Origin of the sequence: Qipengyuania sp. ABI-127-1, from assembly GCA_022953095.1 — a bacterium.
Classification (GTDB): domain Bacteria; phylum Pseudomonadota; class Alphaproteobacteria; order Sphingomonadales; family Sphingomonadaceae; genus Qipengyuania.
This window is the reverse complement of record JALJCR010000001.1, coordinates 687,361-702,861: the sequence shown is the minus strand read 5'-3', so window position 1 is coordinate 702,861 and position 15,501 is coordinate 687,361. Positions and strand designations below refer to the sequence as shown.

Genomic DNA, 15,501 nt, shown 5'->3' with positions numbered 1-15,501 from the left:
AAACTCCTCTTTTTCGCCTTTTCAGGCACCTTTCAGCCAACCTTTAAGGCATAGCTCGGCCCGACAAACCATCCCGACGCGGGAAATTTGCACCGTTTTCACCGGCACAAGACCGCAAGACCCACGTCAGACATGTTGCCCGGAACCGATAATACCGCCATGAAGAAGGCGGGCCGGTGCCTGCTTGGGACCGGATGTCTCGGAGGGGAAATAGCTGCATGGGTATGGGTCGCACCGCAATCAGCGCAATTCTGGCATTCTCGCTCGCCGCATGTGGCGGCGGTGGCGGAAGCTCCGGCGGAGGCGGGACCACCGCCGGGGGCAGCAGCAGCGGGGGCGGCGGCACCAATGTCTGCTCGCTCGGCAGTCGACAGGACTGGGTGCGTGGCCAGATCGACGAATGGTATCTGTTCCCCGACCTGATCGACCAGACGGTAAACAAAGCCAATTTCGGCTCGGTGCAGGGCTATATCGACGCTCTGGTCGCACCCGCGCGTGCGCAGAACAGAGACCGCTTCTTCACCTACATCACATCGATTCAGGAAGAGAACGCGCTGATAAACAGCGGCTCGAACGCCGGCTTCGGTATTCGTCTGATTTATAACGAGAACGTCCAGACGGTGTTCGTGGCCGAGGCGTTCGAAAATGCCCCCGCATTCGCGGAAGGCATCGACCGGGGCACGCAAATCTTGGAAATCGGGGGGCAGAGCGTCAGCGCGCTGATGTCGAGCGGCGGGCCGCAAGCGGTCGTCAACGCGTTAGGCGCGAATGATGCGGGCGTTACTCGCTCGCTGCGCATCCGCCAGCCGAACGGTAGCGAAAGCACCGTCACCATCACCAAGGCCGAATTCTCGCTCGATCCCGTTTCCGACCGCTACGGCGCGAAGATACTGGACAATGGCGGCACGAAGGTCGGCTATATCAACCTGCGCACCTTCATCATCGACAATGCCGCCCAGCAATTGCGCGACGCTTTTGGCGTGTTCCGTGCCGAAGGCGTGACACAAATTATCCTCGATTTTCGGTACAATGGCGGCGGGCTCGTTTCGGTCGCGGAAGTGCTTGGCGATCTGCTGGCCGATAACAGGACCGGCCAGGTTTTCAGCCGCACATTGTACCGCAGTTCGAAAAGCGCGTTCAACGAAACGCGGCCCTTCGGCGCGGAACCACAGGCAATCGCAGCGACCAAGATTGCAGTCATCGGCACGCGCGCGACGGCATCGGCAAGCGAGCTGGTGGCCAACGCCTTCATCCCCTATCTGGGCAATAATATCGCGTTGGTCGGTTCGAATACGTTCGGCAAGCCGGTTGGCCAGATCGCCCGCGACCGTTCGGCTTGCGACGATCGCCTGCGGGTGGTTGCCTTCCGTTCGGTCAATGCGAACGATCAGGGCGGCTATTACAGCGGCCTTGCCAGCGTAATGCCACGAACCTGTGCTGCCGTGGACGACATTCTCACGCCGCTGGGCGATCCGGGTGAAGCCTCGATCGCCGCAGCACTCGATTTCCTTGCCGGGCGCAGTTGTTCGGCCATAGGTGCCGCGCCGGGCACGACAGCATCGGGCAGCGAGGACCCGGACAGGCAGCAACTGATGATGCCCGATACGCCCAGCCCCGCTCAACTCGAGGTGCCGGGGCTATTATGACCCAGCATCGCTATTCGACCTTTGCCGAATTCTGGCCGTTCTATCTGCGTGAGCATTCGCGCCCGGGCACGCGTGCCCTGCATTATGTCGGCACCACGCTGGTCGTCGCGCTCGCCGTGGCGGCAGTGCTGACGGGTCGATGGCTGTTGCTGGCTGCTATGCCGGTGGCCGGGTATTTCTTCGCCTGGATCGCACATTTCGGGCACGAGAAGAACCGCCCGGCCACCTTCACCTATCCATTGTGGAGCCTGCGCGCCGATTTTCGCATGTGGTGGCTGTGGCTGACAGGCAGGCTGGAGCCCGAGCTGAAAGCAGCGGGCGTTTCCCGCACCTAGGCGAGCGCGGCGGCCAGTGTCGTCAGCCCCAACCCGGCCGACAAGGGCACGCGCAGCGCCATCCACCAACGCGGCGCAAGGGGGCCGAGCTTGGCATCGACGCCGAGGCTGACCAGCAAGGCGCCGCCCAACATGGCCAGCGAAGGCTCGGGCCATGGCCACTCGAAAACCCAGGGCAGGAAAGCCGCCAGGGCAAGCAGGCTGGGCAGGACGGCCGCGACCCACAGCCAGCCGAGCGTACGGCGGCGCTCCGCAGCGGGTGCGGCGGCGGCGATCCCCCACCACATCCCGCCGAGGAATGACAGGATAAGCGCTGCGTAAGCGAAAGCGACGCCCAGAGCCGCGCCGCGCCATTCGCCGGGGCCGACATAAAGAATCGCCACACAGGCCAATTGCGGCAGCAGTCCGGTCAGGCCGAGCCAGCGCGGCCAGGCAGGCACACTATTCACCGCTGCGCCCCGCCGATTGGCACCGAGGATGATCCCGAGGCCGATAGCCGGATTGCAGGCGACAGCAAGCGCGGGAAAGATGCGCCAGCGATCCGATACCGGTCGATCATCAGGGCATTTCCGGCCCGGTGAAAGGTTGGCTTTCAGTCCACGCGCATCCTTGTCGCTGCTCGTTGCCGATCAGCAGGGTGGCGGTGAAGGGATAGGTGCGATCGCTCATCCCGTCGGAGCATTCGCCCGGCGTAATGGTGAGGTCGAACCCTGCACCCCCGATCGTGCCGCTGATGCCGAGCCCGTTATTGCCTGCAAAGCGGTCGACGGGAAACTCTGCACCATCGGGATTTTCGGGTGTCGAATAGGTCGCCATGCCGCTCCCGGCCGCGCCACCCCAGAACGGTTCCGTTCCGGTGTAATGGACCACTTCGGCATCGGCGATACCGTCAAAGGTCGAGCTCTGCAGCGAACCGGGTCCCGGATCGTCGTTACCGCTGCATCCCGCCAAGGCCAGCGCCGCGCAAAGTGTGAAACTCGTAATCTTGATCAAGCCGCTCTCCTGTGTTCGCGGATGAAATCGACCGTCTGGCTGCGCGCCTGCTTGGCTTCGGGCACCGGCAGCAACATCCAGACATGGAACATGTCCTTATACTCGTAATAGACATGTTCGGGCATCCCCGGTTCATCCAGCCGTTTCGCCAGCCGACGACCGTCGACGATCAGAATGTCCGAAGTGCCCGAGAATATGGCTATCGGCGGCAGGCCTTCGAGGTCGCCGAACAGCGGGCTGACACGGGGATCGTCGCGCGCCAGATCGCCACTATACATCGCGCCGCAGGCTTCCAGCCCGGTCACTGCCAGCATCCGGTCGCGCCGCTCGATCGCGCGCTGACCTTCGGCGGTGGCGGTCGCGTCGAGCCAGGGCGAATAAAGCACCAGGGTGCCGGGCATCAGGCCGCCATCCGCCTTGAGCATTTGCGCCAGCGCCAGGCTCATCCCGCCACCCGCACTGTCGCCCATCACGGTGATGTTCTGCGCGCCATGGCGAGCTGCCAATTCGAGATAAAGCGAATGCATCGCTGCGAGCACCTCGGGCGCCTTGTTTTCCGGCGCGAGCGGATAGACCGGCACCGTTGCCGAGGCCCCCAGCCGCTCGCACAGATCCGCCACAGTGTCCCAGTGCACGGCGGCAATATCCATCACATAGCCGCCACCATGGAGGTAGAACAGGTGCGACGCACCGGGCCTGGCCCCGCCCCTCGGCTCGATCGTGACCACAGGAAAGCCGCGACTGGCGAATTCGCGAATGTCGAAGCGCTTATGCCATTTGGCCCGGGGACGGACCGGCTTTCGCGCGCGCAGTTTCGCGATCCTTTCATCGAGTCTGTCGGGTTCGGCGAAAAAACGCTTGATGCCGAGCAAGGGCAGAGCGAGGTTGACGAGGCGCGCGCGGATACTGGCCATTTGTCTCGTTCCCTCAGCCCGGGTTCGTATCGAAAGCGGGAATGTCGCCCGTATCGACCCAGCATTGCTTGCTGCGCGTCCAGATATGCGCGGACGGTTGATAACCGGACGGATCGTCTAGCGTCCCCGCCTTGACCCACAACATCCCCGGCGACACCTCCACCCTTGAGAAGAGCGGCGAACCGCAGGTGCCGCAGAATTGCCTTTCAACCGATCTGCCGCTTTCACCGCTATCGCGATAGGTCACGGGTTCCCCGCTTATGGACACCTGATTTTCGGGCACCCCGATGATCGTGGAAAACGCGCTTCCCGACTGTTTTTGGCAATGGCTGCAATGGCACACCATCGATGCCGCCGGATCGCCTTCGATCGTGTAGCGGACCTGGCCGCATAGACAGCCGCCTTCGAAACGCTTCATACCTTCCTCTCCCTCCATTCGTCGCGCGAGACTAGCCCGGCCGATGCGCGTGTCCAGCACAGTCGCTGCTCATCTCGCCGCCCCCGCCTTCGTCTCCGCCCGCCCCATAAACGGCAAAGGCCCCGACAGCGCGCCGGAACGCAGCGTGTCGGAACATCAGGGCCTGGATAGGCGTTGACCGGACGAAAGACGCATTCCCATGAAGCTACCCCGCCTCGATCCCCGCTGGTACGCCGCCCCGCTCATTGCCGCAATCCTCGCGGCGGGGGCGCTCAGTGGCAGCGCGATCGGGTCGACGCCGATCCTTGCGCGGAGCGAGAGCATGATCCCCGAGGCGCCGCGCAATGCCGGTATCGGCGAATTTCGCCTCGATACGCGCAAGCCCCCGCCCAACCACTATCCACTCGTCACGCCGTCCGGCACGATTCCGGTGACGGAGCTGGCTCGCCACGGGCGTCTGCGCGATGAATGGCAAACCGTCAGCCGCCATGCCGAGGATCGAACCCTGCTCGGCGCCGATTATGGCCGCGAGCTGAGCGATGCGGAGATCGACCGGCTCGATCAGTGGCAGCCGAGCCTTGCCCGCGCCGGTCTTGCGGATCGTGCGGTCGTAACCGGGCAGATACCGCATGTGGTGGTTTCTTCCCCGCAATCGCGTGACGAAGCCATCACACGGGCATCGGGGCCAATTGCGGCGCCCGTTGCCATGCCTCAGCCCGGCTTGGAGGAAACAGCGCTCGGGCAGGCCGCTACATCGAGCGAATAGGCCAACCGATATTGCCGGAAACCATGCTGGGAAGCCCGATAAACGAAAGGCGGCCCCGTCGCCGGGACCGCCTCGCATTCCTACGACCTGGCGCGGTCTGCCTATTGCGGCATCAGCACCGTATCGATCACATGGATCACGCCGTTGGAGGCCGCGACGTCGGTCGCGGTGACGGTCGACGTACCGCCCGCAGCGTCGGTCAGCACGACATTGCCGTCGACCACAGTGGCGGTCAGCGTACCGCCATTGAGGGTGGTGATGGTGTGTCCGTCCTCCCCCGCATCGCTGATGGCCTGCGTCAGCGTGGCGGCGTCCACATTACCTTCCACCACATGGTAAGTGAGGATGGTGCCGAGCGTCTCGGTGTCGTTGGTGGTCAGTTCGGTAAGCGTCGCCTCGGGGATCTTGGCGAAGGCATCGTTGGTCGGTGCAAAGACAGTGTACGGCCCTTCGCCCGACAGCGTCTCGCCCAGACCTGCGGCAGTCACCGCGCCGACCAGGGTGGAAAAGGTCTCGTCGCCCTGCGCGACTTCCACAACCGTGCCTGGCGCCATTGCTTCGGCATTGGCCATCTGATCGGCGGCGGCGGCTTCTTCATAGGTATCGCTTTCCGGAGGCGTTTCCGCGCAGGCGGCAAGCGCCAGCGATGCAGTAGAGGCGAGTGCGAGGGTTAGCTTGTTCATGATAGGTCCTTCTTCGGTAGTCCGTGAGCATGCCCAGAGCCGAGTCATCCGGCCGGTGCTTCTAAATACGAACGATGGGCGCGCATGGATGTTTCGAACATCCGTCTCATTGTGCCGAAGCGGCGCGTGTGTGCGTTAAGCCGTGGCAAGATGCACGCGGAGGGCACGGCCTGGCCGGTGCGGGCGAACAGCCCGTCGAAAGTCGATGTCTCATCACCCCTCTGGCGGGGTTGTCCGGATTGGCGGTGCTGCGGGGAACCGGTTCACCCGTGCTGCGGGGTAAGGTCTGGGGCCTTGATGGCAAAAGAAAGAGTCAGCCGCCCTGTGCGGCCAACGCATCGCGCGCTGCGGCTTTTTCGCGTTCCACCTTGGCGCGGCCTTCGGCTACCCGCCGTGCCTGATCGGCCAGCTCGGTCCAGGTGGCGGCGGCGCGCATTTCGCGTTGGCGCACATTGTCGAGCGTGGCCTCCTCGGCCGCGGCGCGCGCTTCGCGAGCACGTGCAGCGTAAAAGTCGTAGGTCTGGCTCATGACGTGCCCCTTTCGAGCGTTCTGAGGGTATGCCGCGCGCCGCCGGCCAAAGCCGAAACGGCGCGCGACGCGTGCGATCAGTCTGCGCTAGACAGGTTCACCGCGCTGGCCTTGCCGTTGCGGCCCATTTCGACTTCGTAGTTGAGCCGCTGCTCCTTATCGAGCGTGGTCATGCCAGCGGCCTGTACGGCGCTGATGTGGACGAAGCTGTCGTCCGAACCGTCATCGGGCTGGATGAAGCCATAGCCCTTGTCGGAGTTGAAGAATTTGACTGTGCCAGTCTTGCTCATGTGTCGTTCCTTTCAAGAACGCGAGGGTTTACCGCGCCGCGACATGCGGAACGGTCGTGCGTAAGGTCGTCCGAAGAAAGGAAGTCGTCGTCTGGTTTTCGCCGGGGCCACGAATGCAAAGCAAGGGGGCAAGCGGCGTCGTCAAAATCCGAAGTCCGTCGCAAATTTCGACGTCAGCAGAGATGCTCTACCACGCCCGTGGCGAAACACCTAACCCTATTACGGGCTTCCCGATGAAGCGGCGAGAAAGGGCGAACCCGCCAGGGCGGGTTCGGCTCCAGTCCCCGGCAGCGGCTCCTACATCACCTTGTCGGGACGCGCGTCGTGCTTATGCTTCTCGCTCTTGCCGAAATGCCGGTCGAGCCGCTGGGAGAGCGTGGCGGCGGCCTTGCGCGCGGCATCATCGACAGTGGAGGCATGTTCGGTCACGCCGATCGCCCGCCCACCGCTGGGCCGCGCCTCGATGGTGCAGGCCTTGTCGTCGGCCCCGCCCTTCGCGCCATTCTCGTCGCGAACATGAATTTCGAGCCGCGTCAGCCGATCCTCGAACCGCGCCAGCTTGTCGCGCACGGACGCTTCGATGCGTTCGGCAACGTTTTCCGTGCCCATGACGCTGCTGTCGGAATTGAACTGGACCTGCATGTGTGACTTCCTCTTATTCTCTTTATCCCGTCCGCTTTCCGATATGGGTCCTCGCGCGGCACTTTCCAGCACAATCGCACGGGGTTAGAGCGCTTTTCATGAGCCTGTCCGCCCCACCCCCGCTCACCATCCTCGTCGATGCCGATGCCTGCCCGGTGAAGGAGGAGGTCTACCGCGTCGCCGAACGGCACGCCGCGCATGTCCGCGTGGTCAGCAACAGCCCTTTTCGCGTGCCGGTGAGCGAGCGGGTCAAGCGCGTGGTGGTCTCCGACAGCTTCGATGCGGCGGACGACTGGATTGCGGTGAACGCCGACGAACGCAGCGTGGTCATCACCGCCGACATATTGCTCGCCGAACGCTGCCTGAAAGCAGGCGCGCGCGTGCTCAAGCACAATGGCGAGGCGTTCACCGCCGCGAGCATCGGCAGCGCCATCGCCACCCGCGCGATCATGGAAGACCTGCGCGCCGGGATGGACGGAATGGGTGGCGGCCCGCCTCCGTTCAGCAAGGCGGATCGCTCGCGGTTCCTGCAGGCGCTCGACCGGGTGCTGACCTCATTGCGGCGCTAGTGCCAGCCTGCCGAATTGATGCAGGGTTGCCTGCCGATCGGGTGTAGGGCCGCAAGCGGGGCATACCGCCCCGATTGGAAGAGACCATGGCCAAGGGCCAGCAGAAGAAAAGCCGCGAGAACCGCAAGCCCAAGAAGGAACAGCCGCCCAAGCAGAATGCCTCCAACCCCAGCACCAAGCCCGGCGCGATCAAGGGGCTGGAGAATATGCGTAACAGCTAGGGGGCCTTAGCCCTCTTCGCGCTCGACCGGCGGCTGCTGCTGTTTCGCTGTGTGCTCCGCCAGCAGCCGGTCGATCTCGGCAATCCGCAACCGCTGCGGCGTATCGGGCTTGAGCCCCTTGAGGCGGCATTCGCCCCACAGCTTGCGACGTTCGGACTCGAGGTTCTTGCGGTAGAGATCGGCCATAGGCCGCTATGGGCGCTGGTGGCCCAGAAAACCAGTAGAGGAACGCCAGCGGTGCCGGGTATCACCTACTCAGGCGCTTGCGATTGGCGCGGACCGGCTTGCGGTAATGCGCGATGGCGCGGCCCGTCGCCTCTTCCGCCGATTGCCCGATGCCGCCCGCTATGATCGAGGGCACGAGGGTCATCGCGGCGGTAATCTTCTCGCCCACCATCCGCTCCGCCTCGCGGGTCGCCAGCCTGCCGCCCGTCATCATCCGCAAGCTACGCAGCCAGATTACAGCGGACATCTCCGCCCCGAGCATCCACCCCTCAATCGCGAGTTCGGGCCAAGATTTCTGGGGCGCTTTGGTGGGGGTCTTGGTCATGGGAGATGCTCCGGCAACGAGATGCTGCATTGCAACAACGGCGGGAGGGAGGGATGGTTTCGCGGGGAGGGCGTATTGGGCGCCGAGAGAATTAAGTTTACTGTCCCCTCAATCCGCCGAAGCGGTCATGGAAGTCCTGCGCGCCGGCATGGACGGGGTCGGTGGCGGCCCGCCGCCCTTCGGCAAGGCGGATCGCTGGCGGTTTCTGCAGGCGCTAGACCGGGTGCTGGTGGGGATGGGAAGACTACAGCTCCAGCCGCTCAGAGTGATCCCACGTATCTAAATACGCACCGATCTTCAGTGATGCGGTCTCAGAATCTACCTTCAAGATTGCGCCGTGAGACCGTCTCGCAAAATCCTTTAACGACTGAGTGAGTGACCATACGGTGGCCTCGTCCACGACAATCAGTCGATCATGTAACGACTTTGATGATGCGGCACGCAATTCCAGCGGTCGTGAAGTCTTATACTGCGACACCCACTTCTCAGCCGCAGGGTTCAAGGTCGGCTTCATCGTCGCCTTGTCGGTTAATACCCGCAGTTCAACTCCCTCATTTGCACTAGGTAGGAAATCTGTGAGTGCCTTTCCATCCATGTAAGGATCGACGATCAAAAGTCGCCCGTCGGCAGACTGTAGCACGCGCGAAATGGCTGCGTACGCATCCATCTCTTCTCCAGCAGCAATAAATGCACCTTGTTCAGACGCGGGCGCATTGAACTCAGCTTTTCCCAATGCACGATATAAAATTGCGCGAATTTCACCGCCCCCATCGCGACCTTGGCTTCGCACCAACGTGTTGGTCGTGGCGGCAAGCATCCCTTCTTCCACGCTCAGCTTCATCCCGTGCAACACCGCTCCGAGTTGACCTATCCATTTGAGCGTCTCGGGGACGATCTCTGAATCATCTCCGATCGCTCGGAAATTCGGCTCCGTCTGAACCAATGTACGGATCCGATTTAGCGCCTCGGTAGCATCCATCGGAGTGAGCGATCGTATAGAGCTTGCCAATGCTTCGTTGGTTGAGGGTAATCCCATCAAAAACTCCTCTGTGTCAAAGTCAGCTCATCGTCGGAATCAACCAACCTTTCTGGTCTTCAACTTCCGCCCGCCACAATCAGATCGTCATGCAGATTGAGCGGAAACCGGCCAGCTTCTTGTTCTGCTTTAATAACATCGGCATATGGATCAACGTTTGCCTCAATCGAACCGTCGAAGACCTTTCGACGGAAGCACTCAGCAACGAGAACCTCCATGTCCTTTATCGGGTTAACACCATAATCCCGATAATATTTCTCATACTTGGATGATTCGTACACGTCTGGCGCACCGCCATGTATAACTGACGCTCTCAGCTTGATCATCAGACGCAGGCGCGTCTCATCTGCAGGCGCCAAGAGCGTATCTTGAATGCCCTTGATGAGCGACTGTGTGGCAGCGGCAACATCCCCGTAGAGTGCATCGAGTGCCATACACAAAACTGGAAAGCGATCGCTCTCCGGCAGGAACCAAGAACGATAATAATACTCTAGACCTTTCCTCGCACGAATGTCTGCGGATTGCGGGGACGGAAGCATTCTATCCAATTCTCTGAACCACGCCTCGTCTTGCTCGGTGAGAATAATGTCATTGGAAAGCGAGGGGGTTAACTTATCGGAAAGCGAATATGTGACTCTGCCACCATCAATCTCGCACCACCCACCAAACACTTCCCGTCCGGTCCAAAGGTAGCGGTATCTATGCGAGACCTTTAGCTGGACTGCTCCTAGCAGCGCATTTCGAGCTTTTCTTGAAGCCTCCTTGGCCGGTGAGCGCACGCCCAACCAGCTCAGTGGCCGGTGCTGCAGCGGACGTTTTTCGGACAATGGCGGGAAGAACCTTGCATCTAAGCCCGAGAATCTTGACTCGGAAGCAAACTCATCCGCAAGTTGGTCGGCGCTCCATAGGCTCGCCACCGAACCTTTAAGTGGCTCTCTTACTTCTACTGTCACGAGAGGGAAAAGGTGCAACGAGGCAGGTGGCGTAAACAAGCGCGATAAAGCAAGGGCATCCGCCATGTTTTTCAATTGGCTTCCTGTTACGAATTTATCGTATGTGCGATCATCATTTGAGAATGCGTGGTCAATAATCCGAAAATAGTTCTGCGTGACGAAATTTTTTATTTCTGATTGTATGAACGACATTGAAACGTCGCGCAAAAAGGACGCACCTTCTCTTCGGAGGAAGAACGCAGCCTCCAATATTTCAGGAGATCTAAAGAAGACTTCTGTCCCAAGCCCGCCCATTCCAATTTGTCCGGGCTTCTGAATTATGAATGACACTTGAGAGCCTGGTCCGACCGCACTCATGGAAGCGAAGATAAGTCTCATCGCCTCATGAGTGATCGACGCAGGAGGAGTGCTCACTCGGGAGTGTCCCCCTCCGGCAAATACAACTTCTCACCCTTCTCCCGGTACACCTTGCTCATCTCCTCCATCCCCTCGCGCGCTTGCTCGGCCTCCTCGGCTGAGGTCTCGCGCTTGATGTTTTCGCTCGCCAAATAGCTGTCCGAATTTTGCTTCGCCGCAAAGTCCCGCACTTCCTGCGTGATCTTCATCGAGCAGAACTTGGGCCCGCACATGCTGCAGAAGTGGGCGGTCTTGGCGCCTTCTGCGGGGAGGGTCTGGTCGTGGTATTGCTCGGCCGTGTCGGGGTCGAGGCTGAGGTTGAACTGGTCGCGCCAGCGGAACTCGAAGCGGGCTTTGCTCAATGCGTCGTCGCGGACCTTGGCGGCCGGGTGGCCCTTGGCGAGGTCGGCGGCGTGGGCGGCGAGCTTGTAGGTCACCACGCCCACTTTCACATCGTCGCGGTCGGGCAGGCCGAGGTGTTCCTTGGGCGTGACGTAGCAGAGCATGGCGGTGCCGTACCAGCCGATCTGCGCCGCGCCGATGCCGCTGGTGATGTGGTCGTATCCCGGCGCGATATCGGTGACGAGGGGGCCGAGCGTATAGAAGGGCGCTTCGCCGCAGGCTTCCAGCTGCTTGTCCATATTCTCCTTGATCTTGTGCATCGGCACGTGGCCGGGGCCTTCGATCATCACCTGCACATCCTGCTCCCAGGCGCGCTTGGTGAGTTCGCCCAGGGTATAGAGCTCCGCGAACTGGGCTTCGTCATTGGCGTCGGCGATGGAGCCGGGGCGCAGGCCGTCGCCCAGCGAATAGGCGATGTCGTAGGCCTTCATGATCTCGGTGATCTCGTCGAAGCGCTCGTAGAGGAAGCTCTCCTTGTGATGCGCGAGGCACCATTTCGCCATGATACTTCCGCCGCGTGACACGATGCCGGTGACGCGCTTCGCGGTCATCGGGACATAGGGGAGGCGCACGCCGGCGTGGATGGTGAAATAGTCGACGCCCTGTTCGGCCTGCTCGATCAGCGTGTCGCGGAAGATTTCCCATGTCAGGTCCTCGGCAATGCCGCCGACCTTTTCCAGCGCCTGGTAGATCGGCACGGTACCGATGGGGACGGGCGAATTGCGGATTATCCATTCGCGCGTGTCGTGGATGTTGCGGCCGGTGGAAAGGTCCATGACGGTGTCCGCGCCCCAGCGGATCGACCAGACCATCTTGTCGACCTCGCTCGCCACGTCCGATGCAACGGCGGAATTGCCGATATTGGCGTTGATCTTGACGAGGAAATTGCGCCCGATCGCCATGGGCTCGGTTTCGGGGTGGTTGATGTTGGAGGGGATGATCGCGCGGCCGCGGGCGACCTCGTCGCGGACGAATTCGGGGGTGACATAATCGGGCAGCTCTGCGCCCCAGGGCTGGCCATCGTTACGTGCGGTGAGACGCGCGGCCTCGTCGCGCAGCATTTCGCGGCCGAGGTTCTCGCGTTCCGCCACATATTCCATCTCAGGCGTGATGATGCCGGCCCTCGCATAGTGCATCTGGCTGACGTTTTGGCCGGGCTTGGCGCGCAGCGGGCGCTGGACCACATTGGGATAGGCAGGGACACCGCCCGAACGGTCGGGGCCGAGCTGGCCGTTATCTTCCGGCTTCACCTCGCGCGCATCGTATTCCTCGACATCGCCGCGCGCCATGATCCATTCGCGGCGTAGCTGGGGTAGGCCCTTGTTGATATCGATGGTCGCATCGGGGTCGGTATAGGGGCCGGAAGTGTCGTAGACGCGCACAGGCAATTCGCCGCCCTCGAGGTCGATCTCGCGCATGGCGACGCGCACGCCGCTGCCCGACTTCGCGCCGATGTGCACCTTGCGGCTGCCCCGGATCGGCCCGGTGGTAACACCGATGTCGAATTTGCTGTTGATGTCGGCCATGCGAGTTCTCTCCTCGTGGCGGGAGAGCGGATTGCGGGCCTGACCCGGTCCACTCCCTCCGCCGATGCTAATCGGTTCAGGTTCGACGGGTCGGGCAGCGCAACCTGCCCCTCTCAGCCCAAAGCGCAAAGGCTCTGCTGGCTCCCCGGGGATAGAGCGTCTTTAGGCGGTTTGGTGCCGCGTGTCCATCGCAGTCGAACCCGATTTTGAGTGCGATTGCGACTCATTTGCAAAATAGGTTGACGCCGGTTCCGCTATTCTGCAATTGCGAATCATTCTCAGTAAATGATGGATGGGCGGAACTCATGAAGGATCACAAGCAGGCGTTCGGGCTTGGGCGAACATATCGGCAGACAGGCACTGGACGCGCGGCCCCGTCACTTCGCGCGGCGCGGCCAGCCTGCGCATCGCTGGCCATGGCTTTCGCCCTGCTCGCACCGCAAGCGCAAGCTGCCGAGGAGAGCGAAACCGCCGAGGAGGCGTCGCAGGATCGCACGATCACGGTGACCGCCACGCGCATTCCGGTGGCCGAAATCGAGGCTCCGGCCACGGTCACGGTGATCGATGCGGAAGAGATCGCCGACATGCACGCGACCGATATCAAGGACCTGGTGCGTTACGAACCCGGCGTCACCGTCCGCCGCGCCCCGGCCCGCTTCGGGGCGGCGCTGGGCGCCACGGGCCGCGCACGTAACGAGGATATCGCGATCCGCGGCATCGGCGGCAATCGGGTGCTGATCCAGGTCGATGGAATCCGCAGCCCCCAGGGTTTCGGCTTCGGCGCGCAGGATGCCGGGCGCGGCGGCTATTCGGACATTTCGCTGATCAAATCAGTCGAGATCCTGCGCGGCCCGGCATCCGCGCTCTATGGCAGCGACGGGCTGGCCGGGGCGGTCAGCTTCACTACCCGTGATCCGGCGGACCTGATAGCCGAGGGCGAGAGCTTTGGCGGTTTCGCGACCGCGCAATATCAGACGGCCGACGAAGAGTTCGCCGAAACGCTGGCCTTGGCCGCCAGTAGCGGCGCGCTGTCGGGCATGATCGCCTATAGTCGGCGGGATTTTCAGGAGCTCGACAATAGAGGCACGGTGGGCGGTATCGGCGAAACCCGCACGCTGCCCAACCCGCAAAATGGCCATTCCAACGCCCTGCTCGGCAAGCTGGTCTGGGCCGATGGCGGCCACCGGCTGCGCCTGACCGGCGAATATTACGAGAGCAAGCTGACCAGCGACGTGCTGACGGGCCAGGGCCCGGCCTTCCTGTTCGGCCCCACGCCGAGCTGGATCGTCGACGCGCTTACAGCACGTGACACTGCCGAGCGCATCCGCACCTCCATCGACTGGACCTGGGAAGGCGAAGGCACGCTCAAATATGCGCATCTGGCGCTGTATTATCAGGATGGCGAAGACGTGCAGTTCACCGACGAGGACCGTTCCCCCGTCGGCCCCCGACCCCGCCCCGATCGCGAGCGCCTGAACACGTTCGAGAACGAGGTGTACGGCGCGGTGGCCGAAGCGCGCTCCACCTTCGCCACCGGATCGGCCGATCATGTGCTGGCCTTCGGCGGGGACATATCATGGACGCGGCAGGAGGGGCTTCGCGACGGGGTGGAGCCATCCTTTGGCGAGAGTTTTCCCACGCGCGCCTTTCCCGCCACCGATTTCATGTTGGGCGGGATCTTCCTGGCCGACGAGATCGCCCTGTTCGACGGGAGAGTGACGCTCTTTCCCGCGCTGCGCTTCGATTTCTACGAGCTCGACCCGACGGAGGACCCGCTGCTGCCGAACTTTGCCGGCAAGGGCCAGAGCGACAGCCGCCTATCTCCCAAGATCGGCCTGACGGTGGACCTGTCGGACACTGTTCTGTTCTTCGCCAATTTCGGCACCGGGTTTCGCGCGCCGACACCCAGCCAGGTGAACAATTTCTTCGAAAACCTGGCCTTCGGCTATACGTCGCTGCCCAATCCCGACCTCGGGCCGGAACGTAGCGAGAGCTACGAGGCCGGACTGCGCTTTATCGGCGATAACGTGACGCTGTCGGCCAGCGCCTTCCGCGCCGACTACGACGACTTCATCAGCCAGGAGGTGGTCGGTGGCTCCTTCACGCCTGCAGATCCGGCGCAATACCAGTTCGTCAATATCGACAGCGCGCGGATCGAAGGGGTCGAGGCCCGCGCATCGTTCGACCTCGACAACGGGATTTTCGGACGCCTCGCCGCAGCTTATGCGGATGGCGACAGGCGTACCCCCGGGGCGGCAGGACAGCCGCTGGGCACGATCGATCCTTTCAGCCTGGTGGTCGGCGCGGGATATCGTGATCCCGAAGGCCGGTTCGGCACCGAACTGTCGGCGATCTATAATGCCCGCAAATCGCTCGAAGATACCGCCGGTGTGTGCAGCACCGAATGCTTCCGGCCCGATTCCTTCGTCGTGCTCGACCTGCTCGCCTGGTTCTCCGTAACCGAGCGGATCAAGCTGCGCGGCGGCATCTTCAACCTGACCGACGAAACCTATGCCTATTGGTCCGACGTGCGCGGGCTGTCGGCCGCCAGCAGGGTGACCGAGGCATATACCCGACCCGGACGCAATTTCAGCGTGTCGGCCAGCTTTACGTTCTGATGGAGGACAGCATC

Annotated in this window: 19 protein-coding genes; 6 read left to right on the top strand and 13 right to left on the bottom strand. The window is 62.3% G+C overall.

The window, feature by feature from the left end; genetic code table 11:
• The first annotated feature begins 218 nt into the window (after positions 1-218).
• Both MUY37_RS03290 and MUY37_RS03285 read left to right on the top strand, forming a co-directional pair.
• Positions 219-1,646: a S41 family peptidase gene (locus tag MUY37_RS03290; protein WP_499193984.1), complete on the top strand. Its 1,428-nt coding sequence runs from the start codon at positions 219-221 to the stop codon at positions 1,644-1,646.
• On the top strand, positions 1,643-1,981 hold the full coding sequence (locus MUY37_RS03285) for an Mpo1-like protein (RefSeq protein WP_499193983.1): 339 nt from the start codon (positions 1,643-1,645) through the stop codon (positions 1,979-1,981). The genes MUY37_RS03290 and MUY37_RS03285 overlap by 4 nt, the downstream gene beginning before the upstream one ends.
• On the opposite strand, the gene MUY37_RS03280 is transcribed toward MUY37_RS03285, so the two are convergent.
• The 4 genes from MUY37_RS03280 to MUY37_RS03265 form a co-directional block, all read right to left on the bottom strand.
• Positions 1,978-2,430 carry a DUF3429 domain-containing protein gene (locus MUY37_RS03280; RefSeq protein WP_499193982.1) on the bottom strand — a complete coding sequence of 151 codons (453 nt, stop codon included), beginning with the start codon at positions 2,428-2,430 and terminating at the stop codon, positions 1,978-1,980. The genes MUY37_RS03285 and MUY37_RS03280 overlap by 4 nt on opposite strands.
• Positions 2,431-2,539: 109 nt before the next feature.
• On the bottom strand, positions 2,540-2,974 hold the full coding sequence (locus MUY37_RS03275; protein WP_499193981.1) for a COG3650 family protein: 435 nt from the start codon (positions 2,972-2,974) through the stop codon (positions 2,540-2,542).
• Positions 2,971-3,888, bottom strand: coding sequence for an alpha/beta hydrolase (locus MUY37_RS03270; RefSeq protein ID WP_499193980.1), 918 nt, complete (start codon positions 3,886-3,888; stop codon positions 2,971-2,973). Before MUY37_RS03270 ends, MUY37_RS03275 begins: the two co-directional genes overlap by 4 nt.
• A gap of 13 nt (positions 3,889-3,901) precedes the next feature.
• Complete coding sequence (locus MUY37_RS03265) at positions 3,902-4,306, bottom strand: GFA family protein (RefSeq protein ID WP_499193979.1); 405 nt, start codon at positions 4,304-4,306, stop codon at positions 3,902-3,904.
• Between the two features lie 199 nt (positions 4,307-4,505).
• Between MUY37_RS03265 and MUY37_RS03260 the strand changes: the two genes are divergently transcribed.
• Positions 4,506-5,072: a hypothetical protein gene (locus MUY37_RS03260; protein ID WP_499193978.1), complete on the top strand. Its 567-nt coding sequence runs from the start codon at positions 4,506-4,508 to the stop codon at positions 5,070-5,072.
• A gap of 101 nt (positions 5,073-5,173) precedes the next feature.
• Here the strand turns inward: MUY37_RS03260 and MUY37_RS03255 are convergent, their stop codons facing one another.
• The 4 genes from MUY37_RS03255 to MUY37_RS03240 form a co-directional block, all read right to left on the bottom strand.
• Positions 5,174-5,755, bottom strand: coding sequence for a fasciclin domain-containing protein (locus tag MUY37_RS03255; RefSeq protein WP_499193977.1), 582 nt, complete (start codon positions 5,753-5,755; stop codon positions 5,174-5,176).
• Positions 5,756-6,068: 313 nt separating this feature from the next.
• A complete protein-coding gene (locus MUY37_RS03250) occupies positions 6,069-6,284 on the bottom strand; it encodes a hypothetical protein (protein ID WP_115415177.1) in 216 nt (71 codons plus the stop codon).
• A 77-nt stretch (positions 6,285-6,361) separates the two neighbouring features.
• A complete protein-coding gene (locus tag MUY37_RS03245) occupies positions 6,362-6,574 on the bottom strand; it encodes a cold-shock protein (protein ID WP_499193976.1) in 213 nt (70 codons plus the stop codon).
• A gap of 297 nt (positions 6,575-6,871) precedes the next feature.
• On the bottom strand, positions 6,872-7,216 hold the full coding sequence (locus tag MUY37_RS03240) for an HPF/RaiA family ribosome-associated protein (RefSeq protein WP_499193975.1): 345 nt from the start codon (positions 7,214-7,216) through the stop codon (positions 6,872-6,874).
• A gap of 98 nt (positions 7,217-7,314) precedes the next feature.
• On the opposite strand from MUY37_RS03240, the gene MUY37_RS03235 reads away from it, so the two are divergent.
• Both MUY37_RS03235 and MUY37_RS03230 read left to right on the top strand, forming a co-directional pair.
• On the top strand, positions 7,315-7,785 hold the full coding sequence (locus MUY37_RS03235; protein ID WP_499193974.1) for a YaiI/YqxD family protein: 471 nt from the start codon (positions 7,315-7,317) through the stop codon (positions 7,783-7,785).
• An 86-nt stretch (positions 7,786-7,871) separates the two neighbouring features.
• Positions 7,872-8,006 (top strand): hypothetical protein, encoded by a 135-nt coding sequence (locus MUY37_RS03230; protein WP_499193973.1) that lies wholly within the window; start codon positions 7,872-7,874, stop codon positions 8,004-8,006.
• 6 nt (positions 8,007-8,012) lie between these two features.
• Here the strand turns inward: MUY37_RS03230 and MUY37_RS03225 are convergent, their stop codons facing one another.
• From MUY37_RS03225 to thiC, 5 genes are all read right to left on the bottom strand, one after another.
• A complete protein-coding gene (locus MUY37_RS03225; RefSeq protein WP_499193972.1) occupies positions 8,013-8,192 on the bottom strand; it encodes a hypothetical protein in 180 nt (59 codons plus the stop codon).
• Between the two features lie 61 nt (positions 8,193-8,253).
• Positions 8,254-8,556 carry a hypothetical protein gene (locus tag MUY37_RS03220; protein ID WP_499193971.1) on the bottom strand — a complete coding sequence of 101 codons (303 nt, stop codon included), beginning with the start codon at positions 8,554-8,556 and terminating at the stop codon, positions 8,254-8,256.
• Between the two features lie 244 nt (positions 8,557-8,800).
• Complete coding sequence (locus tag MUY37_RS03215) at positions 8,801-9,535, bottom strand: hypothetical protein (RefSeq protein ID WP_499193970.1); 735 nt, start codon at positions 9,533-9,535, stop codon at positions 8,801-8,803.
• Between the two features lie 116 nt (positions 9,536-9,651).
• On the bottom strand, positions 9,652-10,923 hold the full coding sequence (locus MUY37_RS03210; RefSeq protein WP_499193969.1) for a hypothetical protein: 1,272 nt from the start codon (positions 10,921-10,923) through the stop codon (positions 9,652-9,654).
• Between the two features lie 32 nt (positions 10,924-10,955).
• Positions 10,956-12,869, bottom strand: coding sequence for a phosphomethylpyrimidine synthase ThiC (gene thiC / locus MUY37_RS03205; RefSeq protein ID WP_499193968.1), 1,914 nt, complete (start codon positions 12,867-12,869; stop codon positions 10,956-10,958).
• Between the two features lie 416 nt (positions 12,870-13,285).
• Between thiC and MUY37_RS03200 the strand changes: the two genes are divergently transcribed.
• A complete protein-coding gene (locus MUY37_RS03200) occupies positions 13,286-15,487 on the top strand; it encodes a TonB-dependent hemoglobin/transferrin/lactoferrin family receptor (RefSeq protein WP_499193967.1) in 2,202 nt (733 codons plus the stop codon).
• Positions 15,488-15,501: the final 14 nt, after the last annotated feature.

Coding starts and splice junctions, on each gene's coding strand:
- MUY37_RS03240 (WP_499193975.1), bottom strand. CDS start 7,216: ATGCAGGTCCAGTTCAATTCCGACAGCAGCGTCATGGGCACGGAAAAC.
- MUY37_RS03235 (WP_499193974.1), top strand. CDS start 7,315: ATGAGCCTGTCCGCCCCACCCCCGCTCACCATCCTCGTCGATGCCGAT.
- MUY37_RS03260 (WP_499193978.1), top strand. CDS start 4,506: ATGAAGCTACCCCGCCTCGATCCCCGCTGGTACGCCGCCCCGCTCATT.
- MUY37_RS03215 (WP_499193970.1), bottom strand. CDS start 9,535: ATGGATGCTACCGAGGCGCTAAATCGGATCCGTACATTGGTTCAGACG.
- MUY37_RS03255 (WP_499193977.1), bottom strand. CDS start 5,755: ATGAACAAGCTAACCCTCGCACTCGCCTCTACTGCATCGCTGGCGCTT.
- MUY37_RS03290 (WP_499193984.1), top strand. CDS start 219: ATGGGTATGGGTCGCACCGCAATCAGCGCAATTCTGGCATTCTCGCTC.
- thiC (WP_499193968.1), bottom strand. CDS start 12,869: ATGGCCGACATCAACAGCAAATTCGACATCGGTGTTACCACCGGGCCG.
- MUY37_RS03265 (WP_499193979.1), bottom strand. CDS start 4,306: ATGAAGCGTTTCGAAGGCGGCTGTCTATGCGGCCAGGTCCGCTACACG.
- MUY37_RS03250 (WP_115415177.1), bottom strand. CDS start 6,284: ATGAGCCAGACCTACGACTTTTACGCTGCACGTGCTCGCGAAGCGCGC.
- MUY37_RS03245 (WP_499193976.1), bottom strand. CDS start 6,574: ATGAGCAAGACTGGCACAGTCAAATTCTTCAACTCCGACAAGGGCTAT.
- MUY37_RS03200 (WP_499193967.1), top strand. CDS start 13,286: ATGGCTTTCGCCCTGCTCGCACCGCAAGCGCAAGCTGCCGAGGAGAGC.
- MUY37_RS03285 (WP_499193983.1), top strand. CDS start 1,643: ATGACCCAGCATCGCTATTCGACCTTTGCCGAATTCTGGCCGTTCTAT.
- MUY37_RS03210 (WP_499193969.1), bottom strand. CDS start 10,923: ATGAGACTTATCTTCGCTTCCATGAGTGCGGTCGGACCAGGCTCTCAA.
- MUY37_RS03230 (WP_499193973.1), top strand. CDS start 7,872: ATGGCCAAGGGCCAGCAGAAGAAAAGCCGCGAGAACCGCAAGCCCAAG.
- MUY37_RS03220 (WP_499193971.1), bottom strand. CDS start 8,556: ATGACCAAGACCCCCACCAAAGCGCCCCAGAAATCTTGGCCCGAACTC.
- MUY37_RS03270 (WP_499193980.1), bottom strand. CDS start 3,888: ATGGCCAGTATCCGCGCGCGCCTCGTCAACCTCGCTCTGCCCTTGCTC.
- MUY37_RS03225 (WP_499193972.1), bottom strand. CDS start 8,192: ATGGCCGATCTCTACCGCAAGAACCTCGAGTCCGAACGTCGCAAGCTG.